The organism is Streptomyces bathyalis (assembly GCF_015910445.1).
Classification (GTDB): domain Bacteria; phylum Actinomycetota; class Actinomycetes; order Streptomycetales; family Streptomycetaceae; genus Streptomyces; species Streptomyces bathyalis.
This window is the reverse complement of the sequence record NZ_CP048882.1, coordinates 1,446,453-1,462,787: the sequence shown is the minus strand read 5'-3', so window position 1 is coordinate 1,462,787 and position 16,335 is coordinate 1,446,453. Positions and strand designations below refer to the sequence as shown.

Genomic DNA, 16,335 nt, shown 5'->3' with positions numbered 1-16,335 from the left:
TTGCTACGCAAGGCGTTGGCCAGGAATTGCCGGTGCTCGGGAACTGTCCGGGTGTGCGGCTGCTGGCCGTGGCGGCGGGCGGCCAGGCCCGGTGCCGCTGGCGGCGGAATCACCGGGGATCTCCCCAGGTCAGTTTGGCGGCGGGGCCGCCTGGATTGCGGCGTGGTGGGTGAGCGCTTCACAGCAGGCCGTGGCGGGGCGGGCGGGTGCCGTTGAGTACGTGGCGGCCGAGGTGCTGGATCTTCCAGCGGGCCGGGTCGTGGAGGGTATGGGTACGCGCGTCACGCCAATGGCGGTGAAGGTTGAGGCTGTCCAGGGCGGCGCGGGTGCCGGCCACTTCGAAGAGAGCACTGCTCGTCTGTACTGCCGCCTTGCCCGCGTGTACTTTCGCCGCGGCGACGGCCAGTGACGCTTCGGCCGCGGTGTCGTCGGTGAGTTCGGCGGTGGCGGCGTCCACGGCTCGTGCCGCGGCGTCGAGGAGGGCTTCCGCCGCGCGCACCTGGAGGGAGAGTTCGCCAAAGCTCTGAATGAGCAGTGGATCCTCGGCGGCCGTGGCGTGGCCGCTCTCGAACCACGGGCGGCTCTTCGTTCGTACGAACTCTGCCGCCTCCGCCAGAGCACCCACCGCGATGCCCGTGTCGATGGCCGCATGAAGCAACTGTGCGACGGCGCCGTGCAGTTGAGGACCTTCGAACGTCAGATGGTGCGGCACCACGCGGTCCGCCGGTACGGCGACGCGCTCCAGGTGAACCGTGCCGCTGGCGGTGGTGCGCTGGCCCATGCCGTCCCAGTCGTCCTCGACGGTGACTCCTGGTGCGTCCCGTGGGATGTAGGCGACGTGGAGCGCGTCGTCCGCGTGAGCGGCGCGGGCGAGTACGGGTATCCAGTGCGCGAAGAGCGCACCGGTCGAATAGTGCTTCACACCGTTGAGCACGAAGCCGGCGCCGGTTCCGTCAGGTTCGAGGCGGGTGCGCAGGTCCTGGATGTGCTTGGTGCCTCTTTCCGACTGGGCGTTGCCGAACCGCCGCCCTGCCAGTACCTCGGCGAAGAAGAACCGCTGCTGCGCCGGACTCCCTTGCCGGCGCAGCACGTTGACATAGACGAAGTGGCTCTGCGGGATCTGCGCGAGGCTGGCGTCGCCGGAGGCGAGCAGGCGGAACACCTCTGCCAGCGTCCGTGCCGGGACGTCCGCTCCGCCGTGCTCGGCCGGCACCGTGATGCCGAGCAGACCGCTGGAGGACAGATGCTCCAGCTCCTCACGGGGCAGCAGCCGCCCTGCGTCCCGCTTCGCGGCATCTGCGCGGAAGACGTTCGCCAACTCGGCGGCGGCGGAGAGGGCTTCGGCGCTGTCGGAGATGACATGGGCGGGGGCGCTCACACCGCGGCCCTCAGCCTGCTGCCTGTCAGCGCGACCGAGAACTGTTCAAGGACGACGTCCAGGGCCTCCTGCGTGCCGACGTCGACGGTGACCGCATCGTCCTCCCGTACGGCGATGTCCTTGTCGAGTACGAACCATCCCTGCACGACGTGCGCTGCGCCCATGGAGGCGAGCACGGGCCGCAAGGCGTAGTCGATGGCCAGGACGTGCGCGGTGGTCCCGCCGGTGGCGAGGGGCAGCACGGTCTTGCCGGTCAGCACGAGCTGCGGCAGCAGGTCGAGTAGGGACTTCAGCAGGCCCGAGTAGGCGGCCTTGTAGACGGGTGTGCCGATGACGATGCCGTCGGCCTGCTCGAAGAGCCTCTGGGCCTCGGCGATCGCGGGGTGCCGGAAGTCTGCTCGGAGCAGGGCCTCGGCGGGCAGCGTACGGACGTCGAGCGGGGTCACTTCGTGCCCCTCTGCGGTCAGTGTCGCGTCCAGATGGCGGAGCAGCCGGGCTGTGCGGGAGGTGGGGGAGGGGCTTCCTGAGACGGAGAGGATCGTGGCCATGGCGGATCACCTCGTGGGTGTGTGGCGGTCGGGGAGAGGCGGTGGCACGGGGCGGGCCGGCGGCGCACGCCGGCCCGCGGGTGCTCACGAGTACCAGGTGGGTTGGGGGAGTTCGCCGGTGAGGACGAAGCGGCCCACTTCGCGTCGCTTGTAGGCGACGGGGTCGTGCAGGGTGTGGGTGCGGATGTTCCGCCAGAAGCGGTCGAGCCCCTCGGGAGAGGCGGTCGACCTGGCGCCGGTCACTTCGAAGATCCTTTGGGCTGTCTCGAGTGCCACTTCCGTGGCGCGGGCCTTCACCGCGGCGACCCGTACCTCGAATTCGCCGCGGTCCTGCTCTGTCACTGAGTCGGGCTCGTCGTGGAGCGGTTGGCCCTCTTGGGCCACCTGGTCGGCGAACGCCTCGACGGCCCACAACTTCGCGGTCAGGTCCCCGTATGCGTCGATGACGTACGGCTCGTCGACGGCGCTGTCGTATCCGCCGTGCAGCCATGGGCGGGACTTGGCTCGGGTGTAGGTGTTCGCGGTCTCCAGGGCGCCGGCCGCGATGCCGAGGTAGAAGTGTGTGAAGACGAGCTGGATGGTGGGGACGTTGAGGGTGTTGTAGACGCGCGGCTGGAAGGTCTTGTCCACGTAACCTGCAGCCGACGCCCAGGGTGTGCGGACACCGTCGAGGGTGACGCTGCCGCTCTCGGTGAGCCGCTGGCCGATGTTGTCCCAGTCGTCGTGGAAGGTGAGCCCGTCGCTGTCGGAGGGAACGATCGCGAAGACGTGGTCCTCGGTGCCCTCGAAGACGCCTTCCAGCACGGTCACGTCCGAGACCTTGCTGCCGGTGGAGAACGATTTCCGGCCGGTGAAGACGAGGTCGTCGCCGTCTTCCTGCACGACGACGTCCTTGTCGCGTGGATTGACCGCGCCGCCGAAGAACCAGCGCTGCCGGGCTGCTTCGGCCTCGACTTGTTCCCACTGTTCACGGGTGCCGACGAGCCTGGCGGCCCAGTTCCACAGGTAGTGGTAGCCCAGCAGTTGTCCGATCGATCCGTCCGCCTTGGCGACTTCACGGATCACGCGGTAGGCGGTCGGCCAGTCTTGGCCTCCGCCGCCGTGTTCAGCGGGGCCGAGCAGGGTGACCAGGCCGGAGTCCTTGAGCAGGGCCACTTCGGCGTACGGGGTGGTGCCTGCTCGGTCACGTGCTGCGGCGTCGGCGGCCAGTACGGCGGACACTTCGGCTGCCCGGTCGATCCACTCCTGGGGGCTGCCGGGGGTGGGACGGTTGGTCCATTCGATGGGTGCGATGGTGGTCAAGTCCGTTCTCCTTCGGGGTCATCGCGAGTGTGGAGCGCCGCGGTGTGGGCGTCAGGCACGTACGGCGGCGATGTCCGCTCGGTGATGTGGTGTGTCGTCGGGCAGTTCGGCTTCCAGTTCGCGCACCAGCGGCAGTACACGCTTGCCGAAGTACTCGACGTCCTCCAGGTAGTGCAGGAAGCCGAGGAGGAAGAGGTCGACTCCGAGGCGCTTGTACTCGACGATCCTCTCCGCGATCTGTTCCGGAGTGCCGATCAGGCCTGTGCGGAACCCGTCGTTGTACTGGACCAGGTCCTCGAAGGAGGAGTCCTGCCACATGCCCTTGCCGTCGGACGTGGATTTCCCTGCCTGCGTTACGGCGGACTCGAAGCCGCGGACCGCGTCGGCGTCCGCTTTGGCGACGATCTCCCGCAGCACTTCGCGGGCCTCGGCTTCGGTGTCGCGGGCGATGAGGAAGCCGTTGAGGCCGAAGCGCGGAGCTGGACGTCCGGCCGCCGCGGCCGACGCGGCTACGTCCCGGAGCTGCTCGGTGACGCCGTCGAAGTCCTTGCCGTTGCTGAAGTACCAGTCGGACACGCGGCCCGCCATCTGGCGTGCCGCGGTGGAGTTGCCGCCCTGGAAGATCTCCGGATGCGGACGTTCGCTGCTGTTGAGCGGCTTCGGCTTCAGGGAGAAGTCCCTGATCCGGTAGAAGTCACCGGCGAGTTCGGCGTGGTCCTCGGTCCAGATGGTGCGCAGTGTGCGGATGAACTCCTCCGAGCGGCGGTAGCGCTCGTCGTGCTCCAACCACGGCTCACCCAGCGCCGTGAACTCACCCTTGAACCATCCGCTGACGACATTCACGGCGAACCGGCCGCCTGACAACTGGTCCGCTGTGGCGCCCAGTTTGGCCAGGACGCCCGGATGCCACAGGCCGGGGTGTACCGCGGCGATGACCTTGAGGCGCTCGGTGGCCAGCAGGAGGGCGAGGCTGAAGCTCGTCGACTCGTGCTGGTACTCGGCGCCGTAGCTGGCCATGTACCGGACCTGGCTCAGCGCGTAGTCGAAACCGTTGTTCTCCGCGAGGACGGCCAGCTCGCGGTTGTAGTCGTAACTCCAGTCGGTGCGCTGCTCGACCTTGCTGGTGACCAGGCCACCGCTGACGTTGGGCACCCAGTACGCGAAGCGCGCGGGCTCGGAGGTGGACGGGACGGACATGAGTAACTCCCTTGGAAGCGGAGGGGTGCGGCCCGGTGGCCGTGCGGTCCGGCCGGAAAATGGCAGGACGACGTACAGCCGTCGGGATCGAATGAGGGGCGGAATCGTGGAACAGTGAAAATGCAGGCACAAGCACGCAGGAATACTCCGCGGGCGAGCAGGTGGATTGATCCGCCAGGATTTCGCAAACCTGCAATGCGCCGTTCATGAAATGAGCCGCGAAAAGGTGCGACGGCGTTCAAGGGCGCGCGACGAGGTCGGGCCGCAGGGCCGCCGAGGACGGCTTCAGTCAGGCTTCAGTGCAGGTCAGGCGAAGGCCGCGGGACGACATGCAGCGCTGAAGACACGCGCCAGATCGACGTGGCGCCGACGCGTAAGTCCGTTCTGCTTCGTCATGACATCGATCAAAGCAGGTGTCCGAGTGCGACGTCAAGGAATGCCAGGACGAGTATCAATTGTGACGGCGGTGTTTCGTTCAAAGCGGGTCGGAGGCCCTCTGCTGCAGGGCTGAATAATGCAAGGAACAGCGCGCGTGGAATACGTGAAGCAATGCGGTCGCGTGGAGTCCGAACCGCCGATCGATCTGGGAGCGCACCGCCGCGCGCGCAGCCAACAGCTGCACGAAGTTGCAACGCGCCGGCAACTGTATTGACCTGGAGCGTTGTTCACGCCGCTGTCCCGCAGGCGGGCCCCGGTCGAACTCCGCGGGTTCGACGTCCTGGCGTCGGGAGTTTTCCCGCCGTTGTGGGACGCACGCAAGGACTCGCGGTGCACACCGGCTCCCGGTGATCGTGGCCGGAACCGGCCGGGGCGCCCAGGATGTCTTGTTTCACTGTTATGGAGTCCGAACACAGTGAAAGAGGCGTCGAGTTGAGCGTGTTCGCTTCCCGTCCCGCCCGTCGCACGCTGCTCGCCGCCGGCGCCGGGAGTGTGCTGGCAGCCTGCACATCCTCGGCGGGCGACAAGCCCGCGGCTCCCTCCGCGCCCGGGTCGCACGACGCCGCGGTCACGGGCCGGCTGAAGAAGCTGGAGCGTGAACACGACGCACGCCTGGGGGTGTTCGCACACAACACCAGGACGGGGAGGACGGTCGCGCACCGCGCGGACGATCGTTTCCCCATGTGCTCGACGTGGAAGCCCCTCGCGGTGGCGGCGCTGCTGAAGGACCGCGACCGCGACGGGAGCGACCGTCTCGCCGAGCGCGTCCGCTACTCCCGGTCCGACCTGGAGGACCACTCGCCGGTCACCGGCACCCGCGGCAACCTCGCCGACGGAATGACCGTCCGGCAGCTCTGTGACGCCACGCTGCGCTACAGCGACAACACCGCGGCGAACCTCCTCCTGCGCGAACTCGGCGGCCCCGCCGCGGTGACACGCTTCTGCCGTTCCGTCGGGGACGAGGTGACACGCCTCGACCGGTGGGAGCCGGAGCTGAACTCCGCGGAGCCCGGGAACGTGAAGGACACCACCTCGCCGCGGGCCGTCGGGCGGACCTACATGCACCTGACGCTCGGCGACGTCCTCGGGCGGCCCGAGCGCCTGCAGCTGACCGACTGGCTCAAGGGCAACACCACGGGGGACGAGGCGCTGCGCGCCGGAATCCCCGAGGGCTGGACCCTGGGGGAGCGGACCGGTGGCGGCGACTACGGAACCGACAACGACGTGGGCGTCGCCTGGACGGTCGGCGACCAGGTGCCGATCGTTCTGTCCGTCCTCACCACGAGGAAGTCCGCCGACGCCGAGCCGGACCACTCGCTGATCGCGGGCACGGCCCGGATCCTGGCCCGGGCACTGGCCTGAGGCGGGCACGGCCCGGATCCTGGCCCGGGCACTGGCCTGAGGTGGGCGCGGTGGAGCGCGTGGGAGCACGACACGCGACGCACGTTCGGCGGGCGGGCGCGGGGCGTGATTCCGCCAACTCCCCCCGTAGTCAGCCCTGTTCTGCGACGCTTCTCGCGTGGTCGCTTCTCGAAACGGCATGGATACCGACGACGACGGCGATCGTTCGCTGACGCTGGCGGCCCGCTTCCGCACCGAGGTCGAGACGCTGCGCTGGGAAGCGGCGGGCCGCGTGCGCATCGCCCATCGCAGAGTGCAGCTTTGGGCCTACATCGATGTCGCCTTGGGCTTCCCGGCCGCTCTCCTCGCCGGAGTGTCCGGAGCGGCCGGGCTGGCGACGGAGAACGCCCGAGTGCCCGCCGCGGTGCTGGCGTTGCTGGCCGCGGGGTTCGCGTCGGGCGCGGGGTTCCTGCGCAGCAGCGTGCGGATCGCCGCCAACAAGCGCGCGCGGCACGCGTGGGCGGCGATGGAATCGGAGGCCCGCATCCTGCTGACGCGTCAGGCCCAGGACGGGGAGTTCGACTCCGATGCCGCTGAGGCAGCGCTCCGTTCCCTGTTCGCCTGCCGTCAGGCCGCGCTGGCGGCGTACGAAGCGGACGGTGCGGAGATCTGAGCCCTGAGTGGGACCCCTGCACCTACGGCTGCGGCCCGAAGTCGGCGTGCAGAGCCTCCACTTCGGCGTAGCCGGGCATCGGTGACGAAGCCTCGGGGCCGCGTTCCGGGGCCGCGATCGATGCGGCCAGGTCGGTCGCCCGCTGCAGCGCCGCGCGGAAGAGCAGCGAGCCGAGGCTGATGCGGCGGACACCGGCCCGCGCGAGCTCGTCGCGGCGCAGATGGGCGGGGGAGTAGAGCACGTTCAGCGGCGTCGTCCCCAACTCCGCGACGAGAGAGGCGATTTCACCGCTCCGTACCAGCCCGGGCACGAACACCCCGTCCGCCCCCGCCTCGACGTACCTGGCGCACCTGCGCAGCGCCCCTTCGAGCGTGGCGTCGGTGCCCAGCCAGTGCGTGTCGGTGCGTGCGTTGACGAAGAGGCCCGGCGCGGCCTCCTTGAGTGCCGACACCTTCGCCGCATGACGTGCCGGATCGGCGAGCGTGCCGTCGGGCAGGCCGTCCTCCACGTTCACGCCGGCCACGCCCGTTCGCGCCAACTCCGCTCCCAGCACTGCGACTTCGTCCGGATCATCGCTGAATCCACCCTCGATGTCGACGCTCACCGGCACCGGCAGACGCGCCAGCCCCCGCCCCAGGGCCAGCGTCTGCGCCCGTGCGGCACCGCTCCCGTCGGACAGCCCCGCGGCCGCCGCGACGCCGAGGCTCGTCGTCCCTACCGCCGGGAAGCCGGACCGGTACAGCGCTGCGGCCGAGGCGTGGTCCCATGCGTTGGGCAGCAGCAGAGGGCGCTCGCCGTGGTGCAGGTCGCGGAAGGTCCCATGCGTCTCGTGTGTGCTCACGCCGCCGCCTCCACGCGCATGCCGATCAGCTCCCCGAACGCGTCCCTGCCCTTGCGCGTCACCCTCAACGCCCGCTGGCTGCCGATGCGTTCGCACCAGCCCTCCTCCAGCGCATGCGAGCACAGGGCGGCGCCCGCGCGTCCCGCCAGATGCGGCCGGCGTTCCGTCCAGTCGAGGCAGCAGCGTGCCATCGGGCGGCGGCTGCCGGAGCGCGGAGCCAGGTCGATGCCCAGCTCGCCGAACCACGCGAGCCCCTTGTCCGTCACGGAGAATCCCGTCGACTGCTGCAGCAGCCCCCGCTCCAGCAGCGCGTCGGTGACACCCACACCGAGGGCGCCCGCCAGGTGGTCGTAGCACGTGCGGGCCCGTGCCATCGCCGCACCTGCCGACGTGGCACGCAGGCCCCTCGGGGCGGGAGGTGGCCCGGCGTGGGCCGCCAGATCCTCGATGAGCTGAGAGATCTGCGGACCGGCGATGTGGACGTAGCGGTGGCGCCCCTGACGCACCTCCTCCAGCAGGCCGCCCGCGACGAGCTTGTCCAGATGCCCGCTCACCGTCGCCGCCGTCACCCCGGCGGCCTTCGCCAGCTCGCCCGCCGTCCATGCGCGCCCGTCCTGCAGCGTCAGGCAGACGGTGGCACGCGTGCGGTCGGCGAGCAGCCCGGCCAGCTCGGCGAGCTGCTGCCCGCTCCGGTCGGGTCTCGACGGTTGGGTCTTCGGCTCCATACGGGCATGATGCTCCCGCGGCACTTCGGCGGGCGCCGAAGTGCCGGCGGTGAGGGCGGGCAGCCGGTGCGCGTGCCGGGCGGGGAGGCGTGGCGCGGGGTGTCAGTCCTCGCCGGTCACCAGGATGAGCGGAATGTCGCCGCAGGCGCGGAGCGCCAGCCCCTCCTGCACGTGGGGGCCGGGTTCGCCGGTTCCCGGCCCGCCGCTCTCCCCGGCCGCACCACCGCCGTCCGCGGGCGCCGCCGGAACCGCCGTGAAGTCGGGCCCCTTGAGCAGGGAGCCGGCCAGATGGTCCGCGTACGTCGAGACGGCAACGCGGCCGCGGGAGTTGACCAGGCATGCCGGCCCCGGCAGCCGCTGCAGCACGGGCATGACGGCGGCCTCGAAGTCCGGGAGGTAGACGTCGGCCGCGGCGACGCCGGTGAAGCGGCCGTCGAGGGTCACCGGCATCGAGAGCGTCAGGCTGTACTCGTCCGAGCACAGATAGTCCACGTACGGTCCGGCGACAGCGCGCTGCCCCGTGTCCCGGGCCAGCGCGTACCACTCCCAGTGCGTGTAGTCCGAGTACGCCGAGTGCTGCGGATCGAGGTCCAGCAGCAGCGGACGCACCTCGCCGCCCGGCCCCGTCTGCCACCACTCCAGCCAGACTTCGGCGTCGGCGAGCAGTCCCGGCGCCGCGACGAATCCGGCGCCCGACATCAGCGCGAGCCGGGCGAGCCGCTCCTTCAGTCCTGGGCGCAGACCGGCGAGGTCGGTGGTGGTGGGCTGTCTGTCCTCGGCCGAGGCGCCCGCGAGGAGCGCCAGGGTGTCCGCACGGATCTCGGTCACGGCGTCGAAGACGCACTCCAGCGCGTCACGGACGCCCGCCGCCGCGACTGCTGCCGCCGCGTCGTCAACGAGCTGTGTTCCGCCCTTCGCGGGACCGGGGCGGTGACTTGGACGAGGACTGCTGCCCACGGTTGCCCTCCTTGGTGTGCGGGCCGCCGGCCGGGCCGGGGGTGCCGAGGCGGAGTTCCACCAGGCGCCCCATGGAGACCTGAACACACTCCTCGGCAAGGGCTCTTGCTTGCTCCGCCGCATCATCCTGCACCGCACAGATCACGGCGCGGTGACGATCGCAGACGTCTTTGAGATGCCTTTCCTCGCCGAGGACGAGGCAGAGGAGAGCGCCCGCCTCGGCGTGGACGCCCACCAGTTCCCTCGTCAGCCGTGCCGACTGGGCGGCGGCCGCCAGCTCGACGTGGAACCGGCCGTGCAGGCGGCTGCGCGCGGGCGCGTCGGGGGCGGCCTCCAACTCCTCGACGGAACGGTGCAGTTGATGCAGGTCGTCCGGGTCGGTGCGCGCCGCGGCCAGGCGGGCCGCGGCGCCGGAGACAGCCGTCCAGTAGTCCCCGAGTTCGCGAAGCTCCTCCAGGCTCCAGCTGCCCAGGTGTGCCAGCAGCCGTTCCTCGACGGGGCCTTCGGGGGTGGTGACGAAGCTGCCGCCGCCGCGCCCCCGCCGTGTGGTGACCAGGCCGCGCTGGCGCAGAGCCGCGAGGGCCTCGCGCAAGGTGACCGTCGATACGCCGAGCTGCGCGGCGAGTTCGGACTCGCCGGGCAGCTGCTCGCCGTCTGCGAGCAGGCCGAGCTCTATCGCGTCACCGAGACGCCGCACGACGGCCTCGACGCGGGCCTGGGCCCCGATGGGCGTGAAGACCGTTCTTCGAGCGCCGTCCTGGTCTCTCCTCACGGCTACCACCTTGTCAGTTGGCTCAGGCTTTACCTGAAGAGGGCTTGGGGCGGTCTTGAACCTTGAACTATGACTTCATATATTCACCCGCCAACGACCACTGCACCAGAAAGGTTCCCGTTCATGGAGGGGAATGCCATCCGGCTGCGGAGCCTGCGCAAGGTCTTCGGCAGGACCGAGGCTGTCGCAGGCGTCGAACTGGCCATATCGGACGGTGAGTTCTTCTCCATGCTCGGGCCCTCGGGTTCGGGGAAGACGACGGTGCTCCGACTCATCGCCGGCTTCGAGACGCCCACGAGCGGAACCGTCGAACTCGACGGGAAGGACGTCACGCGGCTCGCGCCCTTCGAGCGCGATGTGCACACCGTCTTCCAGGACTACGCCCTCTTCCCGCACATGTCCGTCGAGCAGAACGTCGCCTACGGCCTGAAGGTCCAGAAGGTGCCCAAGGCCGAACGGCTTCGCCGGGCGGCCGAGGCGCTCGAGAGTGTCCGCCTCTCAGGGTTCGGCAAGCGCCGCCCCTCCCAGCTCTCGGGAGGCCAGCGGCAGCGCGTGGCCCTTGCCCGTGCCCTCGTCGGCCGCCCCCGCGTGCTGCTGCTGGACGAGCCGCTGGGCGCCCTCGATCTCAAGCTGCGGGAGCAGATGCAGATCGAACTCAAGGAACTCCAGCGCGAGGTCGGGATCACGTTCGTCTTCGTCACCCACGACCAGGACGAGGCGCTCACGATGAGCGACCGGATAGCCGTCTTCCAGGACGGCCGCATCGAACAGACCGGCACGCCCGCCGAGATCTACGAACGCCCGGCGTCCCCCTTCGTCGCGGGCTTCGTCGGCACCTCCAACCTGCTCACCGGCGAGACCGCCGAGCAGGTCGTGGGCAAGCCGGGCACGTTCAGCGTGCGCCCGGAGAAGATCCGGGTGCTCAAGGAGTCGGCGACCGGTGAGGACGAACCGGAACACACCGCCGCCAAGGGCTCCGTCGCCGAGGTCGTCTATCTGGGAGACACCACGCGCTTCCTGGTCGACCTCGACGCCGGAGGACGGCTGACCGCCGTCCAGCAGAACCTGGAGACATCCTCCGAGGACGTCGCCGCATTCCGCGGCTCACGGGTGAGGCTCCAGTGGCACCACCGGCACAACTTCCGGGTGGAAGAGGCGCCTTGAGCGACGCTTCCGCCTCCCGCTCTCATCCCCCTCGACCCACTCCGCCGCACCTACGATTCGCCGCCCCTCCAACTGTGGAGATCTCCGTGCGTATGTCCCGAACCCTCAAGACCCTCGCTGCGGCAGGTGCCTTGCTCCTGGCCACCGCCTGCGGCTCCTCCGGCTCCTCCTCGTCCTCCCAGGGAGCCATCGATCCCCCCGACCTCAAGCCGCAGAAGAAGATCGGCAAGGCGGAGAAGTCGGTGAACCTCATCGCCTGGGCCGGCTACGCCGAGGACGGCAGCAACGACCCGAAGGTCGACTGGGTCACGCCCTTCGAGAAGAAGACCGGCTGCAAGGTCAACACCAAGACGGCCGCCTCGTCGGACGAGATGGTCAGCCTCATGAAGACGGGCCAGTACGACGCCGTCTCCGCGTCCGGCGACGCCTCACTGCGCCTGATCGCCTCGGGTGACGCCGAGCCCGTCAACACCGAGCTCGTGCCCAACTACAAGGACATCTTCGAGGGCCTGAAGAACAAGGACTGGAACTCCGTCGACGGGAAGCCCTACGGCATCCCGCACGGCCGCGGCGCCAACCTCCTGATGTACAACACCGAGAAGGTCAAGCCCGCTCCGGACTCCTGGTCCGCCGTCTTCGACAAGGGCGACAAGTACAAGGGCAAGGTCACCGCGTACGACTCCCCGATCTACATCGCGGACGCCGCCCTGTACCTGATGAAGCACAAGCCCTCGCTCGGGATCAAGAACCCCTACGCCCTGGACCAGAAGCAGTTCGACGCCTCGGTGGACCTGCTGAAGAAGCAGAACGCCAACATCGGCGAGTACTGGAGCGACTACCTCAAGGAGATCTCCGCCTTCAAGAGCGGCGACTCCGTGGTCGGCACCTCGTGGCAGGTGATCCTCAACACCGCGCAGGACGAGAAGGCTCCGGTCAAGGCCGTTCTGCCCAAGGAGGGTTCGACGGGCTGGTCCGACACCTGGATGGTCGCCTCCAAGGCCAAGCACCCCAACTGCGCCTACAAGTGGCTGAACCACATCGTCTCGCCGGAGGCGAACGCCCAGGTCGCCGAGTACTTCGGTGAAGCCCCGTCCAACGAGAAGGCATGCAAGCTGACGGCGGACAAGAACCACTGCCGCACCTACCACGCGGACGACGAGCCCTACTGGAAGAAGGTCCACTACTGGACCACACCCACCCAGCAGTGCCTCGACGGCCGCAAGGACGCCAAGTGCGTGCCGTACGCCAAGTGGGTCCAGGCCTGGACCGAGATCAAGGACTAGGACCGCACCGATGAGCAACACCGAGCCGGCCGCCGGGCACACCGCCCGGCGGCTAGCCGGGACCCTTCACCGCCGTCCCCGGCTGCAACTGTCCCTGCTGCTGACCGCGCCGCTGACGTGGCTGATCCTGGCCTACCTCGGCTCGCTCACCGCGCTGTTCATGTCCGCGTTCTGGACCACGGACACCTTCACCTCGAACGTCGTGAAGGTCTGGTCCCTGGACAACTTCACGACCCTGCTCTCCAAGGACGTCTACCAGCAGGTCGCCCTGCGCAGCGTTGGCGTCGCCCTTGCGGTCACCGCCATCTGCGTCGTGATCGCCTTCCCCGTCGCCTTCTTCACCGCACGCATCGCCTCTCCCCGCTGGCGGCCCCTGCTCGTGGTCGCCATCCTCACGCCGCTGTGGGCCAGTTACCTGGTCAAGGCGTACGCGTGGAGGCTCATCCTCGCCGAGGGCGGACTGCTGGACTGGCTGCTCTCACCCCTGGGCCTCGACGGTCCCGGCTTCGGACTCGTCGCCACCATCCTCGTGCTGACGTACCTGTGGCTGCCGTACATGATCCTGCCGATCCACACCGGGCTGGAGCAGATACCCGACAGCGTCCTCGACGCCTCCTCCGACCTGGGCGCGCGGTCGGGCCGCACCTTCCGCTCGGTGGTGATGCCGATCCTGCTGCCGTCCATCGCCGCCGGATCCGTCTTCACCTTCTCCCTCAGCCTCGGCGACTACATCGCCGTGCAGATCGTGGGCGGCAAGACGCAACTGATCGGCAACCTCATCTACTCCAACATCACCCTGGACCTGCCGCTGGCCGCCGCGCTCGGCACCGTCCCCGTGGTGATCATCGTGCTCTACCTGCTCGCGGTGCGCCGCACCGGCGCCCTGAGCAGCCTCTGACCGCACCGTCCGGCGCAGCCGCCGGCGGCAAGAGACGCGAAGGCATTCGACGATGAAACTCTCCCGGCCCGCACGAATCACGCTGGGCGTCGCCGCGGTGGTCGGCTTCGCGGTCATCTACGTCCCGCTCTTCCTCGTCCTGATCAACTCGCTGAATCCGGACCGCAGTTCGAGCTGGCCACCGCCCGGCATCACCTTCGACTGGTGGACGGCCGCATGGGGCAGCGCGGGTGCCCGACACGCTCTGGTCACCTCACTCAAGGCCGGCGTGGGCGCGACGGCCGCCGCGCTCGTCCTCGGCACGCTCATCGCCTTCGCCATCCAGCGCTTCAGGTTCTTCGGCCGCGAGGCGCTCTCCTTCGTCGTCGTGCTGCCGATCGCGCTGCCCGGCATCGTCACCGGGGTCGCGCTCAACACCGCCTTCCGTACGGTGCTCGAACCCTTCGGCGTCGGGCTCGGTCTCTTCACCGTCGTCGTCGGTCACGCGACGTTCTGCGTCGTGGTCGTCTACAACAACGTGATCGCCCGGCTGCGCCGGATGCCGGGCAGCTACGAGGAAGCGGCCATGGACCTCGGCGCGAACACCTTCCGTGCCTTCGTCGACGTCACCTTCCCGCTGGTGCGTTCCGCCCTGGTGGCGGGCGGCATGCTCGCCTTCGCGCTCTCCTTCGACGAGATCATCGTGACGACCTTCACCGCGGGCCCGAACACCCAGACGCTCCCGATCTGGATCTTCTCCAACATGGCGCGCCCGCAGCAGGCACCGGTGGTGAACGTCGTCGCGGCGGTCCTCGTGCTGCTCTCGGTCATCCCGATCTACATCGCGCAGCGGATGTCGTCCGACACGGCGTCGGGCGGCCGGATCTGAGACGCCCGGGCCCCCGGAGCCCGCTGGGTCCGGCCCGGACGAAGCGCCCCTGCCGGGATGGACAGCCGTCCGGCGGCCTTGCACAGTGTCGGTGTGGCACGGACCGGAGCTGGCGAAACGGTGCTGTCGCGGGTGGTCCGGGTGCTCGAGACGTTCGGCAGCGACGTCACGACGCTCACGGTCTCTCAGATCGCCCGCCGCTCGGGCCTGCACGTCGCCACGGTCTCCCGGCTCGTCGCGCAGATGGCCCGCCACGAGCTGCTTCAGCGTGACGGCCGGAGCGTCCGTATCGGCGTACGGATGTGGGAGCTCGGCTCGCGCGCCTCACCCACAGTGGGGCTGCGCGAGGCCGCCATGCCGTTCATGGAGGACCTCCACGCGGTCGTGGGACACCACATCCAACTGGGAGTCCTCCAGGGCGACGAGGTGCTGTTCGTCGAACGCCTGGCCGCGCCCGGAGCAGTGATCAACTACACCCGGATCGCCGGACGTCTGCCCCTGCACGCCTCGTCCTCGGGCCTGGTTCTCTGCGCCCACGCTCCCGTCGACCTCCAGGAACGGATCATCGCGGGACCGCTCACCGTCTACACGGAGCGCACGATCAGCACCCCCCGCCGGCTGCGCGGCACCCTGGCCGACGTACGGCGCGAGGGCTACGCCTTCTGCCAGGGACACATACATCCGGACGCGACAGGTATCGCCGTACCGCTGCGTGACTCGCACGGCGCCGTCGTGGCCGCTCTGGCGGCGATCGTTCCCAACGACGACACCGCACGCGCGCAGATCCCCGCTCTGCTGGCGGCGGCACGCGGCGTCTCGCGTGCCATGGCGGGCCACGAAGCCCGCAGAGCCTGAGACGTGCCGGAAGTTCTCTCTCACTGAGTGAGAAGACCGTGGTGGCCCGCCCGGCAAGTGCCACATCCTCGGGCTCTCAGAGAGTACGAGGAGCCGCAGATGCCTCCCGACAGCTCGCGCCCTGAACCGCCCCGCCCCGGCGGCGGACACTCACGGACGCTGCTCCGCGTCGCCGGCAGACGTGCCGCAGCCGACGGTGTCGTGAGCCTGACCCTGGAACACCCGGACGGCAGGCGCCTGCCGGACTGGGCGCCCGGTGCGCACATCGACCTGATCCTTCCTGGCGGCATGACGCGCCAGTACTCGCTGTGCGGTGACCGCTGGGACGCCTACACCTACCGTGTCGCCGTCCTGCGTGAGCCCGGCGGGCGTGGCGGTTCGGCGTACATACACGACGAGTTGCGGCAGGGCGACCTCGTCGCCGTCGGAGGGCCGCGCAACAACTTCCCGCTCACGCCCTCCGAGAGGTATCTGTTCATCGCCGGCGGCATCGGCATCACTCCGCTGCTGCCGATGGTGCATCAGGCCGAACTGCTGGGCGCCGACTGGAAGCTGCTATACGGAGGCCGCACCCGCGATTCCATGGCGTTCGCGGATCAGCTCCGGGTGCACGGCGACCGCGTCACGCTCGTCCCTCAGGACGAGTCGGGGCTGCCCGACCTGCCGTCGTGGCTGGACGAGCCCCGGCCCCGCACGAAGGTGTACGCGTGCGGCCCGGGCCCCCTCCTGGAGGCGGTCGAGGCGCGCTGCGCGCACTGGCCCCCCGGACTGCTTCGCACGGAGCGGTTCGTGCCGAAGGTGGAGAGCGCCCCCGTCCGCGACGAGGCATTCGAGGTCCGACTCGCCCGGCACGGTGCGTCGGTGACCGTCACTCCCGGGGTCAGCGTGCTCGAAGCCGTGCGCGCCGCCGGCGTGAACGTGCTGTCGTCCTGCGAGGAGGGCACGTGCGGCACCTGTGAGACGGGCGTGCTCGAAGGGCGCCCCGACCAGCGCGACTCGATCCTCGACGACGACGAACGCGGCGCCGGGGACTGCATGTTCATCTGCGTCTCCCGCTCGTGCGGCCCGAAGCTCGTCCTTGACCTGTGACGTCCC

General features: G+C 69.6%; 17 protein-coding genes. 8 read left to right on the top strand and 9 right to left on the bottom strand.

Annotated elements, in window-relative coordinates; translation table 11 throughout:
• Positions 1-178: 178 nt before the first annotated feature.
• The 5 genes from G4Z16_RS06335 to G4Z16_RS33225 form a co-directional block, all read right to left on the bottom strand.
• The gene (locus G4Z16_RS06335) at positions 179-1,378 is read right to left on the bottom strand and encodes an SfnB family sulfur acquisition oxidoreductase (protein ID WP_197349652.1); all 1,200 of its coding nucleotides are present in this window, start codon (positions 1,376-1,378) and stop codon (positions 179-181) included.
• Positions 1,375-1,926 (bottom strand): NADPH-dependent FMN reductase, encoded by a 552-nt coding sequence (gene ssuE / locus G4Z16_RS06330; RefSeq protein WP_197349650.1) that lies wholly within the window; start codon positions 1,924-1,926, stop codon positions 1,375-1,377. The genes G4Z16_RS06335 and ssuE overlap by 4 nt, the downstream gene beginning before the upstream one ends.
• Positions 1,927-2,010: 84 nt before the next feature.
• A complete protein-coding gene (locus G4Z16_RS06325) occupies positions 2,011-3,228 on the bottom strand; it encodes an acyl-CoA dehydrogenase family protein (RefSeq protein WP_197349648.1) in 1,218 nt (405 codons plus the stop codon).
• A gap of 51 nt (positions 3,229-3,279) precedes the next feature.
• Positions 3,280-4,425 (bottom strand): dimethylsulfone monooxygenase SfnG, encoded by a 1,146-nt coding sequence (gene sfnG / locus G4Z16_RS06320; RefSeq protein ID WP_197349647.1) that lies wholly within the window; start codon positions 4,423-4,425, stop codon positions 3,280-3,282.
• Between the two features lie 306 nt (positions 4,426-4,731).
• Positions 4,732-4,821 carry a putative leader peptide gene (locus G4Z16_RS33225; protein ID WP_425508053.1) on the bottom strand — a complete coding sequence of 30 codons (90 nt, stop codon included), beginning with the start codon at positions 4,819-4,821 and terminating at the stop codon, positions 4,732-4,734.
• 441 nt (positions 4,822-5,262) lie between these two features.
• Between G4Z16_RS33225 and bla the strand changes: the two genes are divergently transcribed.
• Both bla and G4Z16_RS06310 read left to right on the top strand, forming a co-directional pair.
• On the top strand, positions 5,263-6,225 hold the full coding sequence (gene bla, locus G4Z16_RS06315; RefSeq protein WP_197349645.1) for a class A beta-lactamase: 963 nt from the start codon (positions 5,263-5,265) through the stop codon (positions 6,223-6,225).
• Between the two features lie 157 nt (positions 6,226-6,382).
• Positions 6,383-6,877 carry a hypothetical protein gene (locus tag G4Z16_RS06310; RefSeq protein WP_246530709.1) on the top strand — a complete coding sequence of 165 codons (495 nt, stop codon included), beginning with the start codon at positions 6,383-6,385 and terminating at the stop codon, positions 6,875-6,877.
• A gap of 22 nt (positions 6,878-6,899) precedes the next feature.
• Here the strand turns inward: G4Z16_RS06310 and G4Z16_RS06305 are convergent, their stop codons facing one another.
• The 4 genes from G4Z16_RS06305 to G4Z16_RS06290 form a co-directional block, all read right to left on the bottom strand.
• On the bottom strand, positions 6,900-7,718 hold the full coding sequence (locus G4Z16_RS06305; protein WP_197349643.1) for an isocitrate lyase/PEP mutase family protein: 819 nt from the start codon (positions 7,716-7,718) through the stop codon (positions 6,900-6,902).
• On the bottom strand, positions 7,715-8,443 hold the full coding sequence (locus G4Z16_RS06300) for an ArsR/SmtB family transcription factor (RefSeq protein ID WP_197349641.1): 729 nt from the start codon (positions 8,441-8,443) through the stop codon (positions 7,715-7,717). Before G4Z16_RS06300 ends, G4Z16_RS06305 begins: the two co-directional genes overlap by 4 nt.
• Positions 8,444-8,545: 102 nt before the next feature.
• On the bottom strand, positions 8,546-9,400 hold the full coding sequence (locus G4Z16_RS06295) for a cache domain-containing protein (protein ID WP_197349639.1): 855 nt from the start codon (positions 9,398-9,400) through the stop codon (positions 8,546-8,548).
• Entirely contained in the window at positions 9,336-10,172 is an 837-nt protein-coding gene (locus G4Z16_RS06290; RefSeq protein ID WP_197349637.1) for a FadR/GntR family transcriptional regulator, read from the bottom strand. Before G4Z16_RS06290 ends, G4Z16_RS06295 begins: the two co-directional genes overlap by 65 nt.
• A 123-nt stretch (positions 10,173-10,295) precedes the next feature.
• Here G4Z16_RS06290 and G4Z16_RS06285 point away from each other — a divergent pair, with 123 nt between their 5' ends.
• From G4Z16_RS06285 to G4Z16_RS06260, 6 genes are all read left to right on the top strand, one after another.
• A complete protein-coding gene (locus G4Z16_RS06285) occupies positions 10,296-11,336 on the top strand; it encodes an ABC transporter ATP-binding protein (protein WP_197349635.1) in 1,041 nt (346 codons plus the stop codon).
• An 86-nt stretch (positions 11,337-11,422) separates the two neighbouring features.
• Positions 11,423-12,619 carry an ABC transporter substrate-binding protein gene (locus G4Z16_RS06280; RefSeq protein WP_343070706.1) on the top strand — a complete coding sequence of 399 codons (1,197 nt, stop codon included), beginning with the start codon at positions 11,423-11,425 and terminating at the stop codon, positions 12,617-12,619.
• Positions 12,620-12,629: 10 nt separating this feature from the next.
• Positions 12,630-13,517: an ABC transporter permease gene (locus G4Z16_RS06275; protein ID WP_197349633.1), complete on the top strand. Its 888-nt coding sequence runs from the start codon at positions 12,630-12,632 to the stop codon at positions 13,515-13,517.
• A gap of 52 nt (positions 13,518-13,569) precedes the next feature.
• Positions 13,570-14,385, top strand: coding sequence for an ABC transporter permease (locus G4Z16_RS06270; protein ID WP_197349631.1), 816 nt, complete (start codon positions 13,570-13,572; stop codon positions 14,383-14,385).
• A gap of 93 nt (positions 14,386-14,478) precedes the next feature.
• Positions 14,479-15,240 (top strand): IclR family transcriptional regulator, encoded by a 762-nt coding sequence (locus G4Z16_RS06265; protein WP_246530708.1) that lies wholly within the window; start codon positions 14,479-14,481, stop codon positions 15,238-15,240.
• 99 nt (positions 15,241-15,339) lie between these two features.
• The gene (locus tag G4Z16_RS06260) at positions 15,340-16,329 is read left to right on the top strand and encodes a PDR/VanB family oxidoreductase (protein WP_197349629.1); all 990 of its coding nucleotides are present in this window, start codon (positions 15,340-15,342) and stop codon (positions 16,327-16,329) included.
• The last annotated feature ends 6 nt before the right edge of the window (positions 16,330-16,335 follow it).